This window comes from Paenibacillus sp. Aloe-11, assembly GCF_000245715.1.
GTDB classification, from domain to species: domain Bacteria; phylum Bacillota; class Bacilli; order Paenibacillales; family Paenibacillaceae; genus Paenibacillus; species Paenibacillus kribbensis.
This window is the reverse complement of sequence record NZ_JH601056.1, coordinates 556,338-577,731: the sequence shown is the minus strand read 5'-3', so window position 1 is coordinate 577,731 and position 21,394 is coordinate 556,338. Positions and strand designations below refer to the sequence as shown.

The 21,394-nt window shown below is 47.3% G+C and carries 18 protein-coding genes and 1 other annotated feature; of the genes, 15 read left to right on the top strand and 3 right to left on the bottom strand.

Annotated features, from left to right (window positions below):
• Positions 1–83 precede the first annotated feature (83 nt).
• Positions 84–341 (top strand) — a binding site (T-box leader).
• 62 nt (positions 342–403) lie between these two features.
• Positions 404–2,842: a leucine--tRNA ligase gene (gene leuS, locus WG8_RS16140; RefSeq protein ID WP_007431297.1), complete on the top strand. Its 2,439-nt coding sequence runs from the start codon at positions 404–406 to the stop codon at positions 2,840–2,842.
• On the opposite strand, the gene comER is transcribed toward leuS, so the two are convergent.
• The gene (gene comER / locus WG8_RS16135) at positions 2,823–3,668 is read right to left on the bottom strand and encodes a late competence protein ComER (protein ID WP_007431296.1); all 846 of its coding nucleotides are present in this window, start codon (positions 3,666–3,668) and stop codon (positions 2,823–2,825) included. The genes leuS and comER overlap by 20 nt on opposite strands.
• A gap of 215 nt (positions 3,669–3,883) precedes the next feature.
• Between comER and WG8_RS16130 the strand changes: the two genes are divergently transcribed.
• From WG8_RS16130 to WG8_RS16120, 3 genes are all read left to right on the top strand, one after another.
• Entirely contained in the window at positions 3,884–4,435 is a 552-nt protein-coding gene (locus tag WG8_RS16130; protein ID WP_007431295.1) for a ComEA family DNA-binding protein, read from the top strand.
• Positions 4,436–4,524: 89 nt separating this feature from the next.
• Positions 4,525–5,043: a deoxycytidylate deaminase gene (locus tag WG8_RS16125; RefSeq protein ID WP_007431294.1), complete on the top strand. Its 519-nt coding sequence runs from the start codon at positions 4,525–4,527 to the stop codon at positions 5,041–5,043.
• Between the two features lie 201 nt (positions 5,044–5,244).
• Positions 5,245–7,872 (top strand): ComEC/Rec2 family competence protein, encoded by a 2,628-nt coding sequence (locus WG8_RS16120; protein ID WP_442950077.1) that lies wholly within the window; start codon positions 5,245–5,247, stop codon positions 7,870–7,872.
• 114 nt (positions 7,873–7,986) lie between these two features.
• Here WG8_RS16120 and WG8_RS16115 read toward each other — a convergent pair whose 3' ends face one another.
• Positions 7,987–8,673: a TetR/AcrR family transcriptional regulator gene (locus WG8_RS16115; protein WP_007431292.1), complete on the bottom strand. Its 687-nt coding sequence runs from the start codon at positions 8,671–8,673 to the stop codon at positions 7,987–7,989.
• A 185-nt stretch (positions 8,674–8,858) separates the two neighbouring features.
• Here WG8_RS16115 and WG8_RS16110 point away from each other — a divergent pair, with 185 nt between their 5' ends.
• The 6 genes from WG8_RS16110 (at position 8,859) to holA (ending at position 14,280) form a co-directional block, all read left to right on the top strand.
• Positions 8,859–9,830, top strand: coding sequence for an aldo/keto reductase (locus WG8_RS16110; RefSeq protein ID WP_007431291.1), 972 nt, complete (start codon positions 8,859–8,861; stop codon positions 9,828–9,830).
• A 149-nt stretch (positions 9,831–9,979) separates the two neighbouring features.
• The gene (locus WG8_RS28590) at positions 9,980–10,186 is read left to right on the top strand and encodes a hypothetical protein (protein WP_007431290.1); all 207 of its coding nucleotides are present in this window, start codon (positions 9,980–9,982) and stop codon (positions 10,184–10,186) included.
• A 158-nt stretch (positions 10,187–10,344) separates the two neighbouring features.
• The gene (locus tag WG8_RS28585) at positions 10,345–10,782 is read left to right on the top strand and encodes an ABC transporter substrate-binding protein (protein WP_007431289.1); all 438 of its coding nucleotides are present in this window, start codon (positions 10,345–10,347) and stop codon (positions 10,780–10,782) included.
• Between the two features lie 241 nt (positions 10,783–11,023).
• Positions 11,024–11,572: an RNA polymerase sigma factor gene (locus WG8_RS16100; RefSeq protein ID WP_007431288.1), complete on the top strand. Its 549-nt coding sequence runs from the start codon at positions 11,024–11,026 to the stop codon at positions 11,570–11,572.
• Positions 11,569–13,035: an anti-sigma factor gene (locus WG8_RS16095; RefSeq protein WP_007431287.1), complete on the top strand. Its 1,467-nt coding sequence runs from the start codon at positions 11,569–11,571 to the stop codon at positions 13,033–13,035. The genes WG8_RS16100 and WG8_RS16095 overlap by 4 nt, the downstream gene beginning before the upstream one ends.
• A gap of 213 nt (positions 13,036–13,248) precedes the next feature.
• On the top strand, positions 13,249–14,280 hold the full coding sequence (gene holA, locus WG8_RS16090) for a DNA polymerase III subunit delta (RefSeq protein WP_043891110.1): 1,032 nt from the start codon (positions 13,249–13,251) through the stop codon (positions 14,278–14,280).
• Positions 14,281–14,380: 100 nt separating this feature from the next.
• Here the strand turns inward: holA and rpsT are convergent, their stop codons facing one another.
• A complete protein-coding gene (gene rpsT / locus WG8_RS16085; RefSeq protein ID WP_007431285.1) occupies positions 14,381–14,653 on the bottom strand; it encodes a 30S ribosomal protein S20 in 273 nt (90 codons plus the stop codon).
• A gap of 198 nt (positions 14,654–14,851) precedes the next feature.
• Between rpsT and gpr the strand changes: the two genes are divergently transcribed.
• The 5 genes from gpr (at position 14,852) to hemW (ending at position 21,388) form a co-directional block, all read left to right on the top strand.
• Positions 14,852–15,853: a GPR endopeptidase gene (gene gpr / locus WG8_RS16080; RefSeq protein ID WP_007431284.1), complete on the top strand. Its 1,002-nt coding sequence runs from the start codon at positions 14,852–14,854 to the stop codon at positions 15,851–15,853.
• Positions 15,854–16,082: 229 nt separating this feature from the next.
• On the top strand, positions 16,083–17,351 hold the full coding sequence (locus tag WG8_RS16075) for a stage II sporulation protein P (RefSeq protein WP_007431283.1): 1,269 nt from the start codon (positions 16,083–16,085) through the stop codon (positions 17,349–17,351).
• A gap of 50 nt (positions 17,352–17,401) precedes the next feature.
• A complete protein-coding gene (locus WG8_RS16070; RefSeq protein WP_007431282.1) occupies positions 17,402–17,911 on the top strand; it encodes a DUF3679 domain-containing protein in 510 nt (169 codons plus the stop codon).
• Positions 17,912–17,982: 71 nt separating this feature from the next.
• Positions 17,983–19,797 carry a translation elongation factor 4 gene (gene lepA / locus WG8_RS16065; RefSeq protein ID WP_007431281.1) on the top strand — a complete coding sequence of 605 codons (1,815 nt, stop codon included), beginning with the start codon at positions 17,983–17,985 and terminating at the stop codon, positions 19,795–19,797.
• Between the two features lie 403 nt (positions 19,798–20,200).
• The gene (gene hemW, locus WG8_RS16060; RefSeq protein WP_007431280.1) at positions 20,201–21,388 is read left to right on the top strand and encodes a radical SAM family heme chaperone HemW; all 1,188 of its coding nucleotides are present in this window, start codon (positions 20,201–20,203) and stop codon (positions 21,386–21,388) included.
• The last annotated feature ends 6 nt before the right edge of the window (positions 21,389–21,394 follow it).

Genomic DNA, 21,394 nt, shown 5'->3' with positions numbered 1-21,394 from the left:
CTTTCATAATGACATGAAGGGCGTGTAGTCCTTATTTGACTTTTTTCGCAGTTTTCAATATAATAGTGCCATTATTAACGGTTAAACAATCGCTGATGAGGAATAGTAGTTTTGTGTGGACATGTAGAGAGCCGGCGGGTGGTGCAAGTCGGTTGACAGCGCAAAGTGAACTCGCCTCGGAGATATGCGCCCAACGCAGGAACGCCCTATACAGGTGTTTATATTCTGTTACTAAACCGCATCGGATCACCTCCGTTATCAGGTGCAAAGGGAGTAGAACGCGAAGAACGCTTTCTGCTAACTAGGGTGGTACCACGGGAATATAACCTCTCGTCCCTAGCGCTGAATACGCTACGGGATGCAGAGGTTTTTTTGTTGCATACCGTTTGAGGAGGAAATGAGAATGACAGACACACAGCCGAAGCACGGCTATCAACCGCAAAGTATTGAACCAAAATGGCAGAAATATTGGGATGAGAACAAGACGTTTCGTACCGGAGAAGAGCCGGGCAAACCGAAGTTTTATGCTTTGGATATGTTCCCTTACCCGTCTGGAGCTGGTCTGCACGTAGGCCATCCGGAGGGCTACACGGCAACGGATATTGTTTCGCGTTATAAAAGAATGCGCGGCTACAACGTACTGCATCCGATGGGTTGGGACGCTTTCGGTCTGCCTGCCGAGCAGCATGCGCTCGATACAGGTGAGCATCCGCGTGAAATTACGGTGAAAAACGTAAATAACTTCCGCCGTCAGATCAAATCGCTCGGTTTTTCGTACGACTGGGATCGTGAAATCAGTACGACTGATCCTGATTACTATAAATGGACACAATGGATCTTCATCCAATTGTACAAGCGCGGTCTTGCTTATGTAGCTGAAGTACCCGTGAACTGGTGTCCTGCGCTGGGAACCGTGCTGGCGAATGAAGAAGTTATTGATGGTAAGAGTGAGCGTGGCGGTCATCCGGTCATCCGTAAACCAATGCGTCAATGGATGCTGAAAATTACGGAATACGCGGATCGTCTGCTGGATGATCTGGAGGAGCTGGATTGGTCCGAGAGCATTAAGGATATGCAACGGAACTGGATTGGCAAATCTACCGGGGCTGAGGTTATTTTTCCAATTGAAGGCCATGACAAGCAGCTGACGGTATTTACAACCCGTCCGGATACGCTGTTTGGTGCGAGCTACTGTGTGCTGGCTCCAGAGCAGGAACTGGTGGAAATCATCACTACACCTGAACAAAAGGATGCTGTGCATCAATACCGTGAGCAAGCTGCTCGTAAAAGCGATCTGGAGCGTACGGATCTGGCTAAGGATAAAACAGGCGTGTTCACAGGTGCTTATGCGGTGAACCCGGTGAACGGTGAAAAGCTGCCGATCTGGATTGCCGACTATGTGCTGGCAGGCTACGGAACAGGCGCAATTATGGCTGTACCGGGTCACGATACACGTGACTGGGAATTTGCCAAGAAATTCGGATTGAAAATCACTGAGGTTGTCCAAGGTGGAGACGTGGCTAATGAGCCATACACCGAGGATGGTCCGCACGTCAATTCAGGCCCGCTGAATGGACTTACCAACGAGGAAGCGATTCCGAAGATGATCGAATGGCTGGAAGCCGAGGGTAAAGGACAGGGCAAAGTAACCTACCGTCTGCGTGACTGGCTGTTTAGCCGCCAACGCTATTGGGGTGAGCCTATTCCGGTAATTCATCTGGAAGATGGCACGATCAAAACGGTTCCTGAGGATCAGCTGCCGCTCATGCTGCCGGAGATGGACAACATCAAGCCTTCAGGCACGGGTGAATCCCCATTGGCCAATGCAAAAGAATGGGTAGAAACCATTGATCCTGAGACAGGCATGAAAGCGCGTCGCGAGACCAACACGATGCCGCAATGGGCAGGAAGCTGCTGGTACTACCTACGCTTTATTGATCCCAAAAATGATAAAGAGCTTGTATCCAAGGAGAAGCAGCGTGAATGGATGCCTGTTGATTTGTACATTGGCGGAGCGGAACACGCGGTTCTTCACTTGCTGTATGCTCGTTTCTGGCACAAGGTACTGTATGATCTAGGTGTAGTGGAAACGAAAGAGCCTTTCTACAAACTGGTCAACCAGGGCATGATTTTGGGCAATAACAATGAAAAAATGAGTAAATCGCGCGGTAATGTCATTAATCCTGACGATATTGTGAATACGTTTGGCGCCGATACGCTGCGTATTTATGAGATGTTCATGGGGCCGCTCGAAGCGACCAAGCCATGGAACGAGAACGGAGTTGAGGGAGCGCATCGTTTTCTGTCCCGCGTATGGCGCCTGTTTGTTTCCGAGGATGGTAGCCTGAATGATAAAATTACAAATGATGGCGGAAGCGATGAGTTCAAGCGGACCTGGCATAAAACGCTGAAAAAAGTAACTGAAGATCTGGATGCGCTGCGCTTCAATACGGCAATTAGCCAGTTGATGATTTTCACCAACGATGCATACAAAGCAGAGCTTTTGCCGCGTGCAGCGATGGAAAACTTCGTGCAAATGCTGTCGCCGCTTGCACCGCATCTGGCCGAGGAATTGTGGCAGCTGCTGGGGCACAGCGACAGCATTACCTACGCGGCTTGGCCTGCTTATGATGAAGCATGGACGGTGGATGCCGAAGTGGAAATTGTCGTGCAGGTGAATGGTAAAATCGTGCAGCGTGCAAAGATTGCCAAGGATCTTGATGCCAAAGAGATGGAAACATTTGCTTTGTCGCTGGACAACGTTCAGCAGGTGCTGGCCGGCAAAACGGTTCGTAAGGTAATTGCTGTTCCAGGTAAGCTGGTTAATATTGTTGCCGGTTAATCGGCTTTGAGCCGAAGGAGACATTTACCTTTTGCATGTCCTCCTCATACTTGTTGTGTGTAGCCCGTATCAGTTCGGGAAAGACACTATGCAGGCTGCTGTCCAGCAGTGCAAGGGCTTCGGCGGTAATACCTCCGGGAACCGCTACCCTGGCCTGCAACTCGGCTGGTGTCATCCCGCCTTCCGTGAGCAGCTTTCCTGTGCCGATCATCATTTCACCAGTCAGGGCACCTAGCTCCGTACGGTCTATACCCGTGGCTTGAACGGCGGCTTGAATCCACTGGTCCATAAAAAAGGCCAGGAAAGCAGGTCCGCAACTGGAGAAATCCGACGTGATCCGCGTATAAGATTCTTTAACTCGAATCGGCCTGCTAATGTGAGACATAAGCTCTTCCAGAAGCGAGCGGTCCTCCTCTGTAATCCGGCTGCCATGGATGCATAGTGAGGCTCCGCTCCCCACCTGGTGGGTGATGCTCGGAATAATTTTGGACACTTTGGCTTTCAGTGCATGCTCCAAAATACGTACCTGCACCGGACTTGTGATAGATACGACGATTTGCTCTTCTGTAATGACGTTGCGTATTTCATCCGTTACGGCTTTTGATTCCAGCGGCTTCACGCAGATAAACAAAATATCGCTTTCCGCTGCCGTTTCACGGTTGCTTTGGGCTGCATGCAAACCTGGATAACGACGGGCCAGCTCAGCTACCTTGGAATGCGTTCGATTGCTTGCTGATATTTGCTGTGGCTTAAGTGCATTGGATTGAATAAAAGACTCAATCAGCAGACTTCCCATGCTGCCAGTCCCGATAAATCCAACTTTCATTGTTCAACGTCCTCCTTTCATACTTTGCGGTATAGACGCTGTCATTCTTCTTAGTGTATGCACCCGGTCTTGACCGACATGACGAATTTTATGTCTGAATATATAAGATCGTTCCCGGGGCTGTACCTCTCTTTGGAAAAATGGCTCACAGCGAAACCGTATGGAGGTTGTTTACATCCTCCCAAAATCCATGTGGAGTAGGGGACGATACGAACATGAAACGAGTATGGACAGGAACAGCGATAACGCTTGCACTAATCGGGAGTGGGCTTATTCTGTTTGCCGGAGGGCAGCGCCCTGAGCCGCAAGAAGAGTGGACTTTGCTTAACCGCAAGGTGGAGCAGGTATTAGCGGTGGAGTCAGAGCCCAAGGAATTGCAGGGCAAAAGTGACGACGCATCGGGAAAGCGTGCTGCAAAAGCGAATTCAGACCAAACGGAACGCAGCCCGGCTGGCCAAGCTGCTGGCACTATGAAGCATAATCCAGTGAAGGGGGCTGCTGCTGTACAGGTTGCTGTAAGCGAAAACCTCGCTACTGGAAATGCAAATTCAGCTACCACATCCGTATCCGGTGAAAAAAAGGTGAACATCAATACGGCGACTGCTGCCGAGTTAATGGAGCTACCGGGGGTTGGAGCTAAAAAGGCCGAAGCCATTTTAGACTACCGTAATCAGCATGGGCCGTTCCAACGTGTGAACGATTTGGATCATGTGAAGGGCATCGGCGCTAAAATGCTGGCGAAAATGAAGCCTTACGTAAGCCTGTAAGCTATACAAAGATTACGGTGACCAGGCTCTGAAAATGAATTTTAGCGGAATGATATACGTTTTAACTAGTTTATACGGGAGAGATGGTTATGAGTGCAGATGTACGCAAGGACTGGGATACTTACTTTATGGATATCGCTTATATGGTATCCACCCGTTCGCGCTGCTCGCGGCGTCATGTTGGAGCCGTACTTGTCCAAGGTAAAAAACTTTTGGGCACCGCTTATAATGGTGCACCGTCCGGCGTACCTGACTGCTCTGAGGCAGGCTGTATGATCTCGGAGGAGTACGAGGTTGTTCATCGTGATGGTCGTGAGGAAATGGTTAAAAAGCAACGCTGCATCCGTACGATTCATGCAGAGCAAAATCTGCTGTTGTTCACTGATCGGATTGATCGCGAAGGCTCCTCAGTATATGTTACTGACCAGCCGTGCTGGACGTGTGCCAATATGCTGGCAAACAGCGGTATTGTGGAGATTGTATACCATCGGCCCTATCCCAAAGATGCCGACAAGGTTCGTGCCATGATGGAGGAGAAGGGAATTGCCTTCCGCATGCTGGAGACCTATCACCCACCCAAGGAAACGCTCATGGATATTAAGGATTAAAGTGTAAACGAGGAAGAACCTCTGACGAATGCTATTTTGTCAGGGGTTCTTTTTTGTGTTTTGCAGCTTGGACAGCAAGCAGTATTTTTGCTACGGGGGGGTGATTGTATTCAGGCCAAACTTGTTTTAACCAGACCTATTTTGACTCTAACTGTATGTTGGATTGCAGGAAGTGCAGGAGCTTGCCTTTATTCTGGACGTATGCTTTTGTTGCTCTGGACGGGAGTGACTTTGATGCTTCCTCTTATAGCTCTACTGATGAAAATTCCTGTGCGGCATGTGGTATGGCTATGGCTTGCTTTGAGCGGTGGTGGATTCCATTGGTTTTGGCATGATAGGCATAATGTGAGCAGCATTCCCGACACTCTTCATGTATCGGCTTCTATGGTGGAAGACATGCCTGTTCAAGCAGCGGGGTTTATTGCTTCCGAGGTGGAGGTAGATGGAGATCGAGCGCAGTTTGAGATGAGAGTCACTGCTATTCATCAAATGGGACGTAATTCAGAAAAAAGCAAGCAGCTTGCATCTATCTCTGAACAGGTCATCGTTCACATCAAGCTGGCTGCCAAGCAGGAACAGCAAGTTGCGGCAGCATGGCAGCGTGGAGATGCAATTCAAATACGTGGCAGCTTGAAGGCTCCTGCCAAAGCGGGGAACTTTGGCGGCTTTGATTATAGTGAATACCTTCACACCCAGGAAGTTCACTGGCTTTTCAAAGGGAATGGAGCCGCTTCACTGCAGAAACAGCAAGCCTCCCTGTGGAACCGTTACATTTTGCTCAGGTGGAATGATCAGCTTAGGGAGCAGCTAGGACAACGAATGGAAACGGCATTTACAGCCCTTAATCACGCAGGATATATGAATGGACTGGTACTGGGAGTTACAGATGAGCTCGACCCGGCAACGTATAACGAATTTACGCAACTCGGGTTAACGCACATTTTAGCGATATCCGGTATGCATGTGGCGGTATATGCAGCTACACTGCTATATTTACTCAAGCTGATGCGAGTGAGTCGCGAGACGTCACTGACCATCGTGATGGTACTTATTCCGGCTTATGTTCTGCTGACAGGTGCTTCTCCATCTGTTGTGAGGGCCGGGATCATGGCGATGATCGGGTTATTTGCAGCCAGACGGGGCATGCTCAAAGACGGGCTTAACATTTTAAGCATATCAGCGTTGCTGATGCTGCTTTGGAATCCCTATTACCTGCTTAGCGTCAGCTTTCAGCTTTCCTTTTTGGTGACAGGCGGGCTGCTCATTTACATGCCGCTTATGAAGCCGTTTTTCGCTAAATGGCCTCTTCTGCTCGGCGGTGAGATTGCGATTACCATTACGGCGCAGCTTGTTTCGTTTCCAATGACGGTATTCTACTTTAATCAATTTTCGCTGTTATCGTTTATAGCTAACTTTGTGCTCGTACCACTGATCACGTATATCGTACTTCCTTTGGGTACAGTAGCGATGGGAATCGCCTTTTTGTGGGGGGATGGGGCTCGTATTCTTGCGTGGCCAGCAGAGCAATTAAACGAGCTGACCTTTTTGCTTGTGAAGTGGTTGAACGTGGATGATGTTTATGTGAGTATTTGGCCATCTTCCTCCATCCTGTGGGTCATGGCGTATTATGCAGCTTTGTACAGTGTTCTGTATTGGCTCAAAACGTGGCTGACATCCCGAAGGCAAGCGGACGAAAAAATGACTGCTATAAGCTCTCCCCCCATTTCATCGCCCATACATACAGGATTAGCAGCTTCTGCAGAATGGGCGGCTATCTTGCAAACGGCTCATGAGCCTGAGGGTGCAGGCCAATATGCGCGTCAACAATGGAATAGTTATCGTTATTTGGCATTGGTTTTAAGCGGTATAGCCTGGCTTGGCATACTGTGTGTAGGTTATCAATCTCCAGGTGGAGGGGATACGGGGATGGTTCAATACCTGGATGTGGGCCAAGGTGACAGCATTCTAATTACAACGCCGGGCGGCAAACACATTTTGGTGGATGGCGGCGGCACAATGGATTTTGCGACAGGGAAAAATGCCTGGCGCAAGCGTAAAGATCCTTATGAGGTCGGTGCGGATACGATTGTACCCTTGCTCAAGCAGCGTGGTGTGCAGCGGCTGGATGCCGTTATTTTAACACATGGAGATCATGATCATGCTGGAGGATTACAGGCTGTGCTTGACCAGATTCCCGTAACAAACTTGTTTTTCAACGGTACCCTGACAGACAAAGCACCGTTTCACAAGCTGTTGAGCACGGCTTTAAACAAGCAGATCAAGCTGTACAGTGCATATCATGGTATGGGATGGGAGCCGGATCAGGATACGAAAATCCACTTTCTTTATCCGTTTCCGTTGCAGGAGAACGAATCTGAACCGTTACCTGTTATAAAGGAGCAAAATCATTATTCCGTTGCCATGGTATTGGAAATGGAGGGAGTCACTTTTTTGTTCACTGGAGATATGGATGAAGCGGCAGAATCGCTATTGCTTTCTGAATTAGCCCATTCTTCATCCCGTATGAAAGATACGGGGGAAATGGGGACTGCAAGACAAGCTGTAGACGTCATGAAAATAGCACATCACGGCAGCAAGTATTCCACCTCGGAAGAGTGGCTATCCTACTGGCGACCAGAGATATCTGTCATTTCGGTCGGTGCGAGCAATACCTATGGACACCCGAATGAAGCGGTATTGAAGCGTTTATCGTCGGCAGGCTCTGCTATATATCGAACAGATACGATGGGAGAGATACAAATCCGTGCGCAGCAAGGAAAAATGAGTGTGCGGTACAAACGCAAACGTGAACAAAAGGCGACAAAATGATTTTCCGATTATTGTTTTTATAGACATCAAAAATAAGAATTGCTATTCCTCAAATACAAAAAGCAGGCACAGCAGCCTGCTTTTGACTTGAAGGAACCTAATCCTTAATACATTTTAGTATAGCTCCTTGGAGATTTTTTGGGTCAAGTACTCAATTCTAGGTATCATTAATGCGTCATCTACGCTTTGAATTTTCTCAGGCTTAAACAATTGAACCTTTTTTAGTTGGTAGTAGTCATACAAGACCTGATAAATTGTCAAATGGTTTAACATTAAGTACTTAGCATCAAGCATAGATCGTAGCATCTCATCTTGCAAAATCAATAATTTTGCATTGATTTCGTTAAATACACCTTTTTGTACACCCTCCTTGTAAAAATCCAACAATTGCTGTTCTCGCAACTGCAACGCCGTTCTCAAGCGGTCATATTTCTCAGGATATATGTGCTCAAATTCTTTTAAGAGAATGTCTGTAACATACACAGCAAGTAAAACTGATTTTTCAAATAGCTGCTGAAACCGGGTTCCGTACAATTGATCTGTATCCAATGAATCCATAGCCAAGTCGTTGATAAACTCAATGAGATTGTTCACAACAAATTCCATTACTTCTTCTTTAGTAGAAAAGTATTTATATAGGGTTGCCCTACTGATATCCATAATTTTTGCAATTTCATCCATACGTAATGTCTGAAATCCGTGCTTTTTTACATAGGGAGCCAGTTTCATGCTGAGTTTAATGCAGGTCTCATTTTTTTTATCTATTGCATTGCTATTGTCTACCTTGCTATCGTCGGTCACATCATTAGCCTCCAATCCAGCTTTATTATACCTGATATCATTTTTGGAATATACATTATACATTTCAAAACGTATCTCGAAAACAAAATAGACAAAAAACATATTTTTTGTTTGAAATGTAATATCTCATATGCTATGATGAAGCTCGAAGTTAAAAATGAAGATTGGAAAGAGAGGTTTGCTAGATGAGAACACGTAACCTGGGCAACAGTGATTTGGTCGTTTCGTCTCTTGGTTTGGGTTTAATGGGCATGTCTCCTGGAATATACGGTCACACCAATGATGACGAATCCATTCGTACAATCCATCGTGCTTTGGAACTGGGTGTTACCTTGCTGGACACTGCAGATGTGTATGGTAATGGGCACAATGAAGAATTGCTGGGTCGGGCTTTAAAAGGCCGCCGGGATCAAGCGATTATTGCTACAAAATTTTCCTTTGGTCCAAATTTCCAAGGTATTAATGGTCACCCGGATTACGTTAAAAAAGCAGTGGACGAAAGCCTGCGTCGGTTAGGTGTGGACTACATTGATCTTTATTATCAACACCGGGTAGATCCCAATGTCCCTATTGAAGAAACCGTTGGAGCCATGGCTGAGCTGGTTAAGGCAGGGAAGGTTCGTTATCTGGGCTTATCCGAAGCTTCTGCTTCTACAATTCGACGCGCACATGCGGTACATCCGATTTCTGCTTTGCAATCCGAGTATTCTCTTTGGAGCCGGGATGTTGAGGATGAAATTTTTCCTGCGATCCAGGAATTGGGTATAACCCTTGTGGCCTACAGTCCTTTGAGCAGAGGGTTTATTTCTGGTGAGCTGCGTACATTCGAAGATCTTCAACCTGATGATGCTCGCCGGCATATGCCGCGCTTCCAGGGTGATAATTTCCAAAAAAATGTGGCTCTTGTTGATAAACTTAAAGAAGTTGCTCGAGAAAAAAACTGCACTCCTTCCCAATTGGCACTAGCCTGGACGATAGCGAAGGGCGCATTGCCGATTCCCGGAACCAAACGTATAAAATATTTGGAGGAAAATGCAGCATCCGTGGACGTTGAACTGACCTCAGAGGAATTAGCACTCATTGAAGCCGTAAGTCCGAAAAATGAGGTGCATGGCAATCGATATGCCGACGCCCATATGAGTTCCTTAAACAAGTAAGTATATGAGTCTTTCGATCAAAATATTAAACAGCTCACTCTCAAGAGTGGGCTGTTTGCTTAAGTCGAATTGGCATGGACATCATCTGTAAGGTCTGATAGAATTCATATAAATGAAAATGAGAATCATTATTAGTTTGGGGGATTATTGTGAACTACTCAAATATTCGAGTATCGGCTTGCTTGTTCCTTATTTCGTTGATGCTGGTGCTGAGTGCATGCGCTACAAATGGGAACGGGAGTGCAGCGGTTGATGGCCAAACAGCTGATTCCAAGACCGCCTCGACCAGTGATACAATTGCTACACGTACATATGAAAGTGATAAAGGTACAGTTACTCTTCCTGAGCATCCGTAGCGTGTCGTTGTAGCAGTTGGCGACTATGTGGGCGATGTGCTTGCACTTGGGGTTACACCCGTAGGGGCTCCAGATCCCGTTTTTAATGCTCCATATTATAAGAAATACTTGAATGGGGTTGAAAATATTACAAGAATCGCCTATTGGAGCTGGGCAAAGTGCTGAACAAAGAGCAGGAAGCGAAGGAGTGTCTTGCTGATTTTACGGCTAAAATCGCTGAGAAAAAGCAAGCCTTGCCTGATGTCATTGATTCAGGTAAAAAAATTGCCATTTTCGAGATTACAGGAAAAGAATTATATCTTTATGGAAAATCCTATGGGCGTGGCGGAGCCATACTTTATGATGGGCGGGCAAGCATTTCATTGGAGGCTTTACCAGAGATGCTCAGTGATGCTGATTATCTGATGTTGGGTATTCGAGGCGAAGGAGCAGATCAGGGGAAGGATATTGAATCTAAAAGTGTATGGAAGAACCTGCCTGCCGTTAAAGCAGCAAAGGTGTACCAATATTCGATCGACGACTTTTATTTTCAAGATCCGATTGCTCTGACTTATCAATTAGAACGAATATCGGATTTTCTAATTTCTAAAAAATAACCCGAAAAGAAACAACATGCCAGTACGGTTCAATAGATTCCAACATTGTGATGTCTTGTGAGCCAAGGGAAGGTGACTACCTTCCTTTTTTCTGTTATTCTAAGGAAGGTTACAATGGGGATTCTGGGCTTTTTGGTATAATTTTTTACATTAAAAAAATAAAATTAGCGTCAGACGTCTATCCTGCAACAATTTGCAAAGAGGATGCGTCTGTAATATTGCAGGGAGAGGGGGATCCTTTGTGGTAGAGCAGGGACTCATTCGAGCCGCTCAATCGGGCGATCGCGACGCTCTCATTACCCTATTAAGAGAGATAGAGCAGCATGTGTACCGTACGGCATATTACATTCTGAACAATGAGCAGGACGCCATGGATGCTTCACAGGAAGCTCTCATACGGATTTATTCCAAAATTAACTCTTATGAGGAAAAAGCGCAGTTCAAAACCTGGGTTCAACGCATTGTTACGAATATATGTATCGACAAATTCAGAAGGACGAAACCCTCGGTTTCCATTGAGGAGCACGACATGATCTTCAACGATCCCCAAAATGTAGAGGCTGAGGTGTTAACCTCCTACATGGCACAGGATGTTCGTGAAGCGATACAGCAGCTTCCAGAGCACCATCGGACAGTGATCGTCTTGAGATATTTGCAGGATTTCTCCTATAACGAAATTGCCGATTCTTTGGATTTGCCGCTCAATACGGTCAAGTCATACTTATATCGTGCAAGACAGCAGTTGCAAGGGCTACTTCAGGATTATCAGAAAGGTGGTGTATCAGGATGAAGTGTGAGGAAGAGGTGATGGATTGGATGCAGCGTTATGTGGATCATGAGCTGGGCGAAGAAGAGACGTCCCAATTAATGAACCATATTGCGACTTGCCCGGACTGTGCGGAAAAATTTCATATTCTTCAGACACTCTCTCGCGAGCTGGAGGAATTACCTGCGGTTTCCCCGGCGTTCAGCCTGGTGGATTCCATCATGCCTCAGCTGGATGCCATTGACCGCGCACGTGAGGAGCAGGGAAGTGCGCTTCAGGAAATGCAGCCGTTGGCTGTTGAGCCTGGACCTGGGCCTAGACAGCGTACCCAGCCTACGCCTTGGTGGAACCGTATGGGAGGACGTGCGGCCATGGGCGTGGCTGCCGCTGCTGTTGTACTGGGAATTGTAGTGTTCAATTTCCAGCCTAAAACAGTGCAGGATGCGGAAGGCATACTTACATCCCAGTCGCCTGAAGTGACGACTCAGCAGAATCAGACTGAAATTTCAGATGCGACGAATGGTAGTGGAGGCCATGATGCAGCCATTGTATCGGACTCGACCAACCCGCCGTTAGAGCAGGGGCAAGGAACGGATGCCTCTCAGCCATCTGCAGGTGAAGAGCCTGATTCGAGCAAACAGGGTGTAAAAGGGGCAGATCGTGAAAATAATCTGTCCAACCCGGATGCTGCAAAACGTGACAATCAGCGTGGGGAGGGAGACTCGGCGAAGTCTGCGTCAGCTGGAGCTTCTTCTCAGCAGGATCGAAAGCAGAAACAGCCAGAATCGGATAGTCAAGCGACCAAGGAGAATCCGTCGATGGAGAATTTCGTACAGGATGCTCCCAAGTCCGATGACAAACGGCTAATGCAGGAAAAATCCAAACAATCGACGATAGCCCCTGATCAGCAGCAGGAATCAAGAATGGAAAATGCACCTATAGCGGGTGCAGGGACTGCTCAGGATGGTAATAACGACAACACAGCTACGGATGATTCATCTTTTTCGCTGAGTCAGGAACTGAAGACGCAGGATCAAACAGCTTCGAATGGAACGTCAACAGATACAAGCTCCCAAAGCATTACCAAGGATTCAGGCAATGCCTTGGGGGATACCAGCAAGAGAGCCACTAACGATCAGTCATCTTCCGTGTCACAGGACCCGGTACGCAAAGAGGGCTTTGTATCTAATTCACTGGTCTCTCCAGACAGTAATAGTGCCTCCACCTTTGGCGCCCAGTCTACGTCCGAAGATCAGCTGGACTCACCTGATGGCAGCTATGCGGTGGTTATTGAAGGCAAAAAGCTGAAAGTATATAAGCTTGCCGATAATGGGGTAGACCGAACAACATTAGAGGTTCGTACCTTAAAAGGAGCCTGGGTCAACGGAAGCTGGTCGGATGATAGTCAGACCTTTATGTACGAGACGGAGCAAGACGGTACGGCAAGTAAATATACGTATACGGTCCCGCGCAGCACTGGAAAATAATTGCCGTAAGTAGTCACACATTTAAAATTAAGGAATAGATTATAAGAACCGACGTCGTATCCCGACGGTCGAAAGTTTCTAGAGCTTTCTGCTGCCGTGTTGATATAGATGGTGGTGAAGGGATCTTGCCTATAGGCGGGGTCCCTTTGTTTGTATCATGACTTGCCTTCCGGTCGGATGTCGGGTACGATCAATGGATGGGGGGAACGGAATATGGATGTAAAAGCAGCTGCTAAGGCTATTCGCAAGGGCGATATTTCGCCTGTGTATTTGCTATACGGCAGTGAAAAATACCAGATGAAGCAATTCGTCGAGATGCTCAAGGAAAAAGTGGTGGAAGAGGAGCATCGTGATTTTGCCATTATTCCTTATGATCTGACGGAAACGCCAATCGAGCTGGTCGTGGAGGAAGCGGAAACTGCGCCTTTTCTGGTGCCGAAAAAGCTGATTATTGTCCGGGACACAAGTGTATTTGCAGCAGGCAAAGATAGCGGCAAGATTGAGCACCGCATTGAGACGCTGTTGGCTTATATGGATAACCCGACTGATTATAGCGTTATCGTTTTTATGGTTCAGGCCGAAAAGCTGGATGAACGAAAAAAGATTGTCAAAAGACTGAAAAGTGATGCTTCGGTGATTGCCTTTTCCCCGTTGGGTGGAGATGACCTTATAGCTTGGGTTCATAAGCGTGCAGGGGAAAGGGAGGTGCAATTAGCTGCAGGAGCTGCAGAGACCCTCATTCAATATACAGGTACAGGGCTGCAATCCTTGGCTGCCGAGATAGACAAGCTGTGCTTGTATGCAGGAGCACAAGGAACGATTTCATCTACGGATATCGAATCTCTTGTGCCTCGTAGTACAGAGCAAAACGTATTTGCGATGGTTGAGAATCTGGCTAATTTGCGGCTGGATCAGGCGCTTGGTATTTTTTATGAGCTGCTCAAGCAAAAAGAGGAACCAATCAAGATTGCAGCTTTGATCACACGGCAATTCCGGATTATATTGCAGGTTAAGGAGCTGGCAGGTCAAAGTTATTCCCAGCAGCAAATTGCGAGTCAGCTTAGCTTGCATCCTTACGGGGTAAAAGTTGCGGGGGAGCAGGCCAGGAGGTTCCGTCCCGAACAACTGCGTCAGCTTCTCTTCGAGTTGGGAGAACTGGATTATCATATGAAAACAGGTGTTGTTGATAAGGTACTGGGACTGGAGTTGTTTTTGATGAAAATGGGTATGGGGGCTTCAGTTTAACCCCTCCCAGGTGCAGAGTGATTTTTAAGGGAAACTAAAAAATCCTGATCAGCCGAGGCTGGTCAGGATTTTTTCATTAACGTATAAAAGTAGCTCTTGCTTACGCTTGAGCTGTAAGAGCGTTAAGTTTTTTCGCCAAGCGGGATTTCTTGCGAGCAGCTGCATTTTTGTGGATCAGACCTTTAGTTACAGCCTTGTCCAGCTTTTGGGAAGCTACTTTGAAAGCAGCAGCAGCAACTTCAGCTTCGTTACCCACCAACGCTGTATCGGCAGCTTTTACTGCTGTACGAAGCGCGGATTTTTGGGAAGCGTTCAACGCACGGCGTTTGTCGCTCGTTTTAACGCGTTTGATAGCGGATTTAATGTTTGGCATTACATTCACCTCCTGTAAAGGCATTACTTATGAACACAAACGTTTCACAACTTAAAATATTTTAGCACGCTACACCTCAAAATGCAATAAGAAAACATTCTGCGGCTACGCAAATGACAGGATGAAAATGGATGTGCATAAACCTGTTGGGTGTCTCGCACACTATAGCCAGAGATGGTATACAAGGAGGTTTAAAAGATGGATCTGGACTTGCAGAAGTATGCGGTACGCACGGATTTGGCACTGGAGGCAAGAGAGCTGGCAGCACGGGATCAGCCTGTACCGCTGGCGGGCATCAGTGAGGACGTAGAGGAAGATAACGGGATTAAAATTACGCGTCTGGATGTACTTAATGAAGAAGGGGCTAATCGTATTGGACGGGTACAAGGGCATTATATCACGCTGGAAGTACCTGGATTACGTGGGGGTGATACCGGGCTCCAGGAACGAGTAGCTGTTGCATTTGCGAAAGAGATGGAGCATTTTATACAAAAAATAGGTATCTCCAAAACGGCACGGGTACTTGTGGTCGGTCTTGGGAACTGGAACGTCACTCCCGATTCGCTGGGCCCGCTTGTCGTTGAAAATCTGATGGTAACCCGTCAATATTTTGAATTAACGCCTGATCAGGTCAACCCGGGCTATCGGGATGTAAGCGCCATTGCACCGGGTGTTCTCGGTATTACGGGCATCGAGTCCAGTGAAATTGTGCAAGGCATCGTAGATCGCACAAAGCCAGAGCTGATTATTGCTATTGATGCTCTAGCGTCACGTTCACTGGAGCGCGTCAATACGACCATTCAGGTGGCAGATATCGGGATACACCCGGGATCAGGAATTGGCAACAAGCGACGCGGCATCACCAAGGATATTATGGGTGTTCCATGCATTGCCATCGGCGTGCCTACGGTATGCTACGCTTCAACCATCGTAAATAATGTAATTGAATTGATGAAAACACATTTTGCCAAAGAAAAAGCACCTACGAAGGCGATACTGGGGATGCTGGACGATATTTCAGAGCCTGAGAGACTCGGGCTGGTGAGAGAGGTGCTTCAACCGTTGGGGCATGATCTGATTGTGACCCCTAAAGAGATTGATGAATTTATTGAGGATATCGCGAATATCATTGCAACCGGGCTGAACGCTGCTCTGCATGAGGCTGTTGATCCCGGCAATGTCGCCGCTTATACGCATTAATGCAAGGTTAGTCAAATCATCTTTCCTAAACACCCAATTCTCTATTTAACAGGTAACCTATCTCTCTCAAAAAGGGATGGGCTCTACCTGTGGATAGAGATTTTTTGTTGTTCTAGCAATTGTTCTTCGTTCATAGAGTTGAAGTATAAGAGATTTCCGCAGCAGATGGGAACCCTATGTTCCGAATGTAAAAGCGGGTTTCGACGGGACGAAGGAGGACAAGGCTCACATGAAAAAAATTCAGACCTGGAACGTCGGAAGATGGAGAAGAAAGGGTATCGAAATTTTGGCGATGGGACATACGCTAGTGCTGCTTATTATGGGCTCGGCGCTTTTATTTGTCGTACTGGGGCTAGGGGGACTGGCCGAAAATCGTTTGCAAACATCTCCCGTTTCTTCGATGAAAGGATTCGCAGGTTCGGTGTCCAGCGGTTTTTTTGCGGATCTGCTTGGTATGGAGGTGCCGCATCTGGCACAGAAAAAGCAACAATCTTCGTTGTCGGGTGAACAGTGGTCGCCTTTTGTTTTTCAAATGCTTACAGGCATTAACCCACAAGATCCGAAAAGTCTTATTTCCCGCGAAATTCCCGGCATGTCTGCAGATGCGCCTGTCTTGCTGCGCAAGGGATCAGGGAACGACAAGGTAGAGGCTCCGGCAGATTATCAGCCCGATCAGGGAACGACGGATGCTCCCGGTGGCGCAGATGCTTCTGCGAACCCGCCGAATCATGATGCTGCTACGCCAGATTTGCCGACAACACCGGAAACGGACCCTGCAAAAGAGGATGATTCAGGTGATACAGCCAAAGGAGAAAAGCGTATATTAATCTACCATTCTCATCCCAGAGAAGCGTATAACCCACTACTCAGCAAAACCAGTTCCAATCCCAATTCCGGTTCTAAATCGGCGAATGTATCAAGGGTGGGGGACTTTGTGAAAAAGAGACTGGAGAAGCAAGGAATAAACACGCTGCATGTAAACAAGGACTATGCCTCCGTAGTGCAAAATTACAATTGGAACTACTCCTATAAATATTCACGTGAAACCGTCAAGGAAGCCTTGGCGAGCAATAAGGATTTAACTTATCTGCTTGATATCCACAGAGATTCCCAGCGTCATAGTAAAACGACAGCCACCATTAATGGACTTTCTTATGCCAAAGTCTATTTCATTATCGGTCATGACAATAAAAACTGGCGCAAAAATGAAGCTTTCGCTGCCCGTATTCATGAAAAGCTGGAAAAATCGTATCACGGCGTATCACGCGGAGTATGGGGAAAAGATGGTGGTAAAGGCAACAATGGAGAGTACAACCAAAGCCTGTCTCCCCATAGCATTTTGATTGAAATTGGTGGTATCGATAACACCGAGGAGGAGTTGAAGCGTACCTCGGACGTTTTGGCGGATATGATCAGCGAAGTGTATTGGGAGGACCAAAAAGCGCAGAAAGCGGGCACGAATGTATCGGATACCAAAAAGAGCAACAGTGGCAATTAAATGAAGGCGGTTTGACAGTGGAAGGGTGAAAGTGGAGAGGGGAAAAAATAATGTCCGGACATTTTCGTAAAAAAGCGCTTGGATTTGTGCTTCTGATTGGGGTAGGCGTGTTACTTGGTATGCAATTGGCAGGCTCTGGCCTGCGCTCAGTCTATGGACCGGAATGGGACCGGGACCCGATTCAATCCATTAATCAACAGAAGGCCGAATATGAGCAGACGGTTATTGAGGATACTCCGGCAGCCAATGTCCGTGTCTATAGCCGTACGAATGACGCAAGTGGAACTGTCGAAATTAAGCCGCAAACCGGCATGAATGAAGCGAATACTGATGAACGCAATGAGGATCAGTATGCACGTGAGACACGTGAATGGTATACGACAACTGCACAGGATACCAGTACCCGGCAGAGCCGAGAGACACCTCGTGAACTGCTAGCCGTCAAGGCGCAACCGGCTTCGGTGGATACGATGGCAGACAAAACGGCTGGGCTGCTGCAAAACCTGTCGAGGAAGGGGATTCGCTGGGTCGTGTCTGTATTTGATGGAGTAACCGAATAGAAATATTGCTGACCCCCCTTACAACTGCTATAATAAGCTGATTGACACTAGGCATTGTGTGGGGGTAAGGCATGACTGACATTTTGGCAAGACAACGTAAAATTCGGAACTTTAGTATCATTGCACATATAGACCATGGCAAATCCACGCTGGCTGACCGGATTCTGGAGTACACCGGTGCACTCACTTCCCGTGAAATGCAGGAGCAGGTGCTTGATCAGATGGAGCTGGAGCGGGAGCGCGGGATTACGATCAAGCTCCAGGCAGTGCGACTCACTTATAAGGCCGATGACGGCGAAGAGTACATTTTGAATTTGATTGACACACCGGGACACGTCGATTTTACGTATGAGGTATCCCGTAGCTTGGCTGCCTGCGAAGGTGCTTTGCTGGTAGTAGACGCAGCCCAGGGGATTGAGGCACAGACACTCGCTAACGTCTATTTGGCGCTGGACAACAATCTGGAAATTTTGCCGGTGCTTAACAAAATTGATTTGCCGAGTGCCGATCCCGAACGGGTAAAGCAGGAAATTGAGGATGTTATCGGCTTGGACACAAGCGAAACCGTACATGCTTCAGCCAAAGCTGGAATCGGTATCAAGGAAATTCTGGAACAGGTAGTCAGAAGTGTGCCTGCTCCGCAAGGAAATCCGGATAATCCGCTCAAGGCGCTTATTTTCGATTCGCATTATGATCCTTATAAAGGCGTTATCGTATATGTACGTGTTGTGGATGGCAGTATCCGTGCAGGCTCGAAAATCAAGATGATGGCGACGGACAAAACGTTTGAGGTCATCGAGGTCGGAGCATTTATGCCCCGCATGAGTATTGTAAACGAACTGAATGTCGGTGATGTTGGCTTTATCGTTGCCGGGATTAAGCATGTGGGCGATACACGTGTCGGGGATACCGTGACGGATGCAAAAAATCCAACACCAGAACCGATGCCAGGCTATCGAAAGATCAATCCGATGGTATATTGCGGTCTCTATCCAATCGAAACGTCCGAGTATAACGATCTGCGTGAGGCGCTTGAAAAGCTGCAGCTGAACGATGCTTCGCTCAGTTTTGAGCCGGAAACATCCAGCGCGCTGGGCTTCGGCTTCCGTTGCGGTTTCCTCGGTTTGCTTCATATGGACGTTATTCAGGAACGTATTGAGCGTGAGTTCAATATTCCGCTGATTACAACGGCACCAAGCGTTATTTACCGTGTACAATTGACCAATGGGGAAACCATTGAAATTGATAACCCGTCCAATTACCCGGAAGTAGGACGGATCGAGCATGTGGAAGAGCCGTATGTAAAGGCAGGCATTATTGTGCCTAATGATTACGTAGGTACAGTCATGGAACTTTGCCAGAGCAAGCGCGGCGAGTACGTGAATATGGAGTATCTGGATACGACACGGGTAACCATAACGTATCAGATTCCGCTGTCTGAAATCGTGTATGATTTCTTCGATCAGCTTAAATCCAGTACCAAAGGTTATGCTTCCTTTGATTATGAGATTTCAGGCTATCGCCAGTCCAATCTGGTGAAAATGGATATTCTGTTGAATGGCGAGCAGGTCGATGCACTGTCGTTCATCGTGCATAAAGAGCGGGCTTACCATCGCGGACGTATCATTTGTGAGAAGCTGCGCGAGCTCATTCCGCGTCAAATGTTCGAGGTGCCGATTCAGGCATCTGTCGGAACAAAGGTTGTTGCGCGTGAAACCGTTAAGGCTATGCGTAAAAACGTCTTGGCCAAATGCTATGGCGGCGATATTTCCCGTAAACGGAAGCTGCTTGAGAAGCAAAAAGAAGGCAAGAAGCGCATGAAGCAGGTGGGTAACGTAGAAGTACCTCAGGAAGCATTTATGGCGGTACTGAAAATAGATGAGTAAAGCTGCTTGAAGTATTCGTCCATTCTTTCATGGGGCATTAGCCATGCATGGAGAATGGGCTTTCTTTATTTGAGCAAGCTATTCAGAGATGGAGGCCCTTTCTCTACTCTTAAACTGAGCCAACGAATTGTATAGCGATGGTGTCTATGAAAGAGGTTTTTACTTTTACTGCAACACCTACACCATAAAAAATGGCCGATTGACGGTGGGCAGCAGCGGAATGGCCCATTTGAATCTGGAGAAGCGTAGCGTTCGCCTTTACTCCCCAATTTTAACCGTAAGAGGGCCTATAAAAAAAATTGGGGAGTAACAGCGATCGGAAGATCAAATGGGACACGAAGCGGTTGATCTCGACCTCGGCGCATTTTTTTTACTATTCCCTGAATTGACAAGGAGGATCGGAATGACCGCATCCATACCAAAACATGAACATTCATCCGCGCCTCAAGCGGTTTATCTGCATATACCCTTTTGCACGAATAAATGCTTTTACTGTGACTTTAACTCTTATGTGCTTAAGGACCAGCCGGTTATGGAATACCTGTATGCACTGGAACGGGAGATGGAAAATACGGTTAAGCTTCACCCCCCAGGAGAAATCAAAACGATTTTTGTCGGGGGCGGAACGCCAACCACGCTCAATCCGAAGGAAATGGAATATTTCCTGAAAAGTGTTCGAACCTACTTCCCGAACTGGTCGGAGGATATCGAATTTTCCATGGAAGCCAATCCGGGTACAACCGATTATGAAAAACTCTCCGTGATGAAAGAGGGCGGTGTCAACCGACTCAGCTTCGGAGTGCAGGCTTTTCAGAATGAGCTGCTTACAGGTATTGGTCGCATTCATAATACAGATGATGTATATCGTAGTCTGGAAAATGCACGTAAGGTCGGATTGGACAATCTGTCGATTGACCTGATGTTCGGCTTGCCGAACCAAACCGTGGACATGCTGAATGAGAGCGTCAGTAGAGCGCTGGAGCTGGAGCTCCCTCATTACTCTATCTATAGCTTAAAGGTTGAAGAAAATACGCTCTTCCACACGCTATACCAGAAAAATCAGCTTCCACTTCCACATGAGGATGATGAATTGGAAATGTACTTGCTTCTCATGCGCCGTATGAAAGAAGCGGGTTATGAGCAGTACGAGATTAGCAATTTTGCGAAACCTGGTTTGGGCAGTAAGCACAATATGACCTATTGGCGTAATGAGGACTATTACGGTCTCGGCGCCGGGGCGCATGGATATGTTGGCAGAGAACGTCATATGAACATTAAGGGCGTTACTCCATATGTAGAGGCTACTCGTAACGGTCTGCCCCGTCTGGACAGCTTTGAGGTGCCAGCAGCGGAGGCGATGGAGGACTTTCTTATGGTTGGCCTGAGAATGTTGGAGGGCGTATCCAAATCCCGCTTTGAAGCTCAATTTGGTCAGGCGTTGGAAGATACGTTCACAGTCCCTCTCGGGAAAATGCTGAATGCGGGGTTGATCGAAGCAGTCGAGGATGGTTACCGTCTGAGCGAACGCGGTATTTTATTCGGAAATGATGTATTTGCAGAGTTCATCGGTTCTATTACGGTAAATTCATAGGTCCAT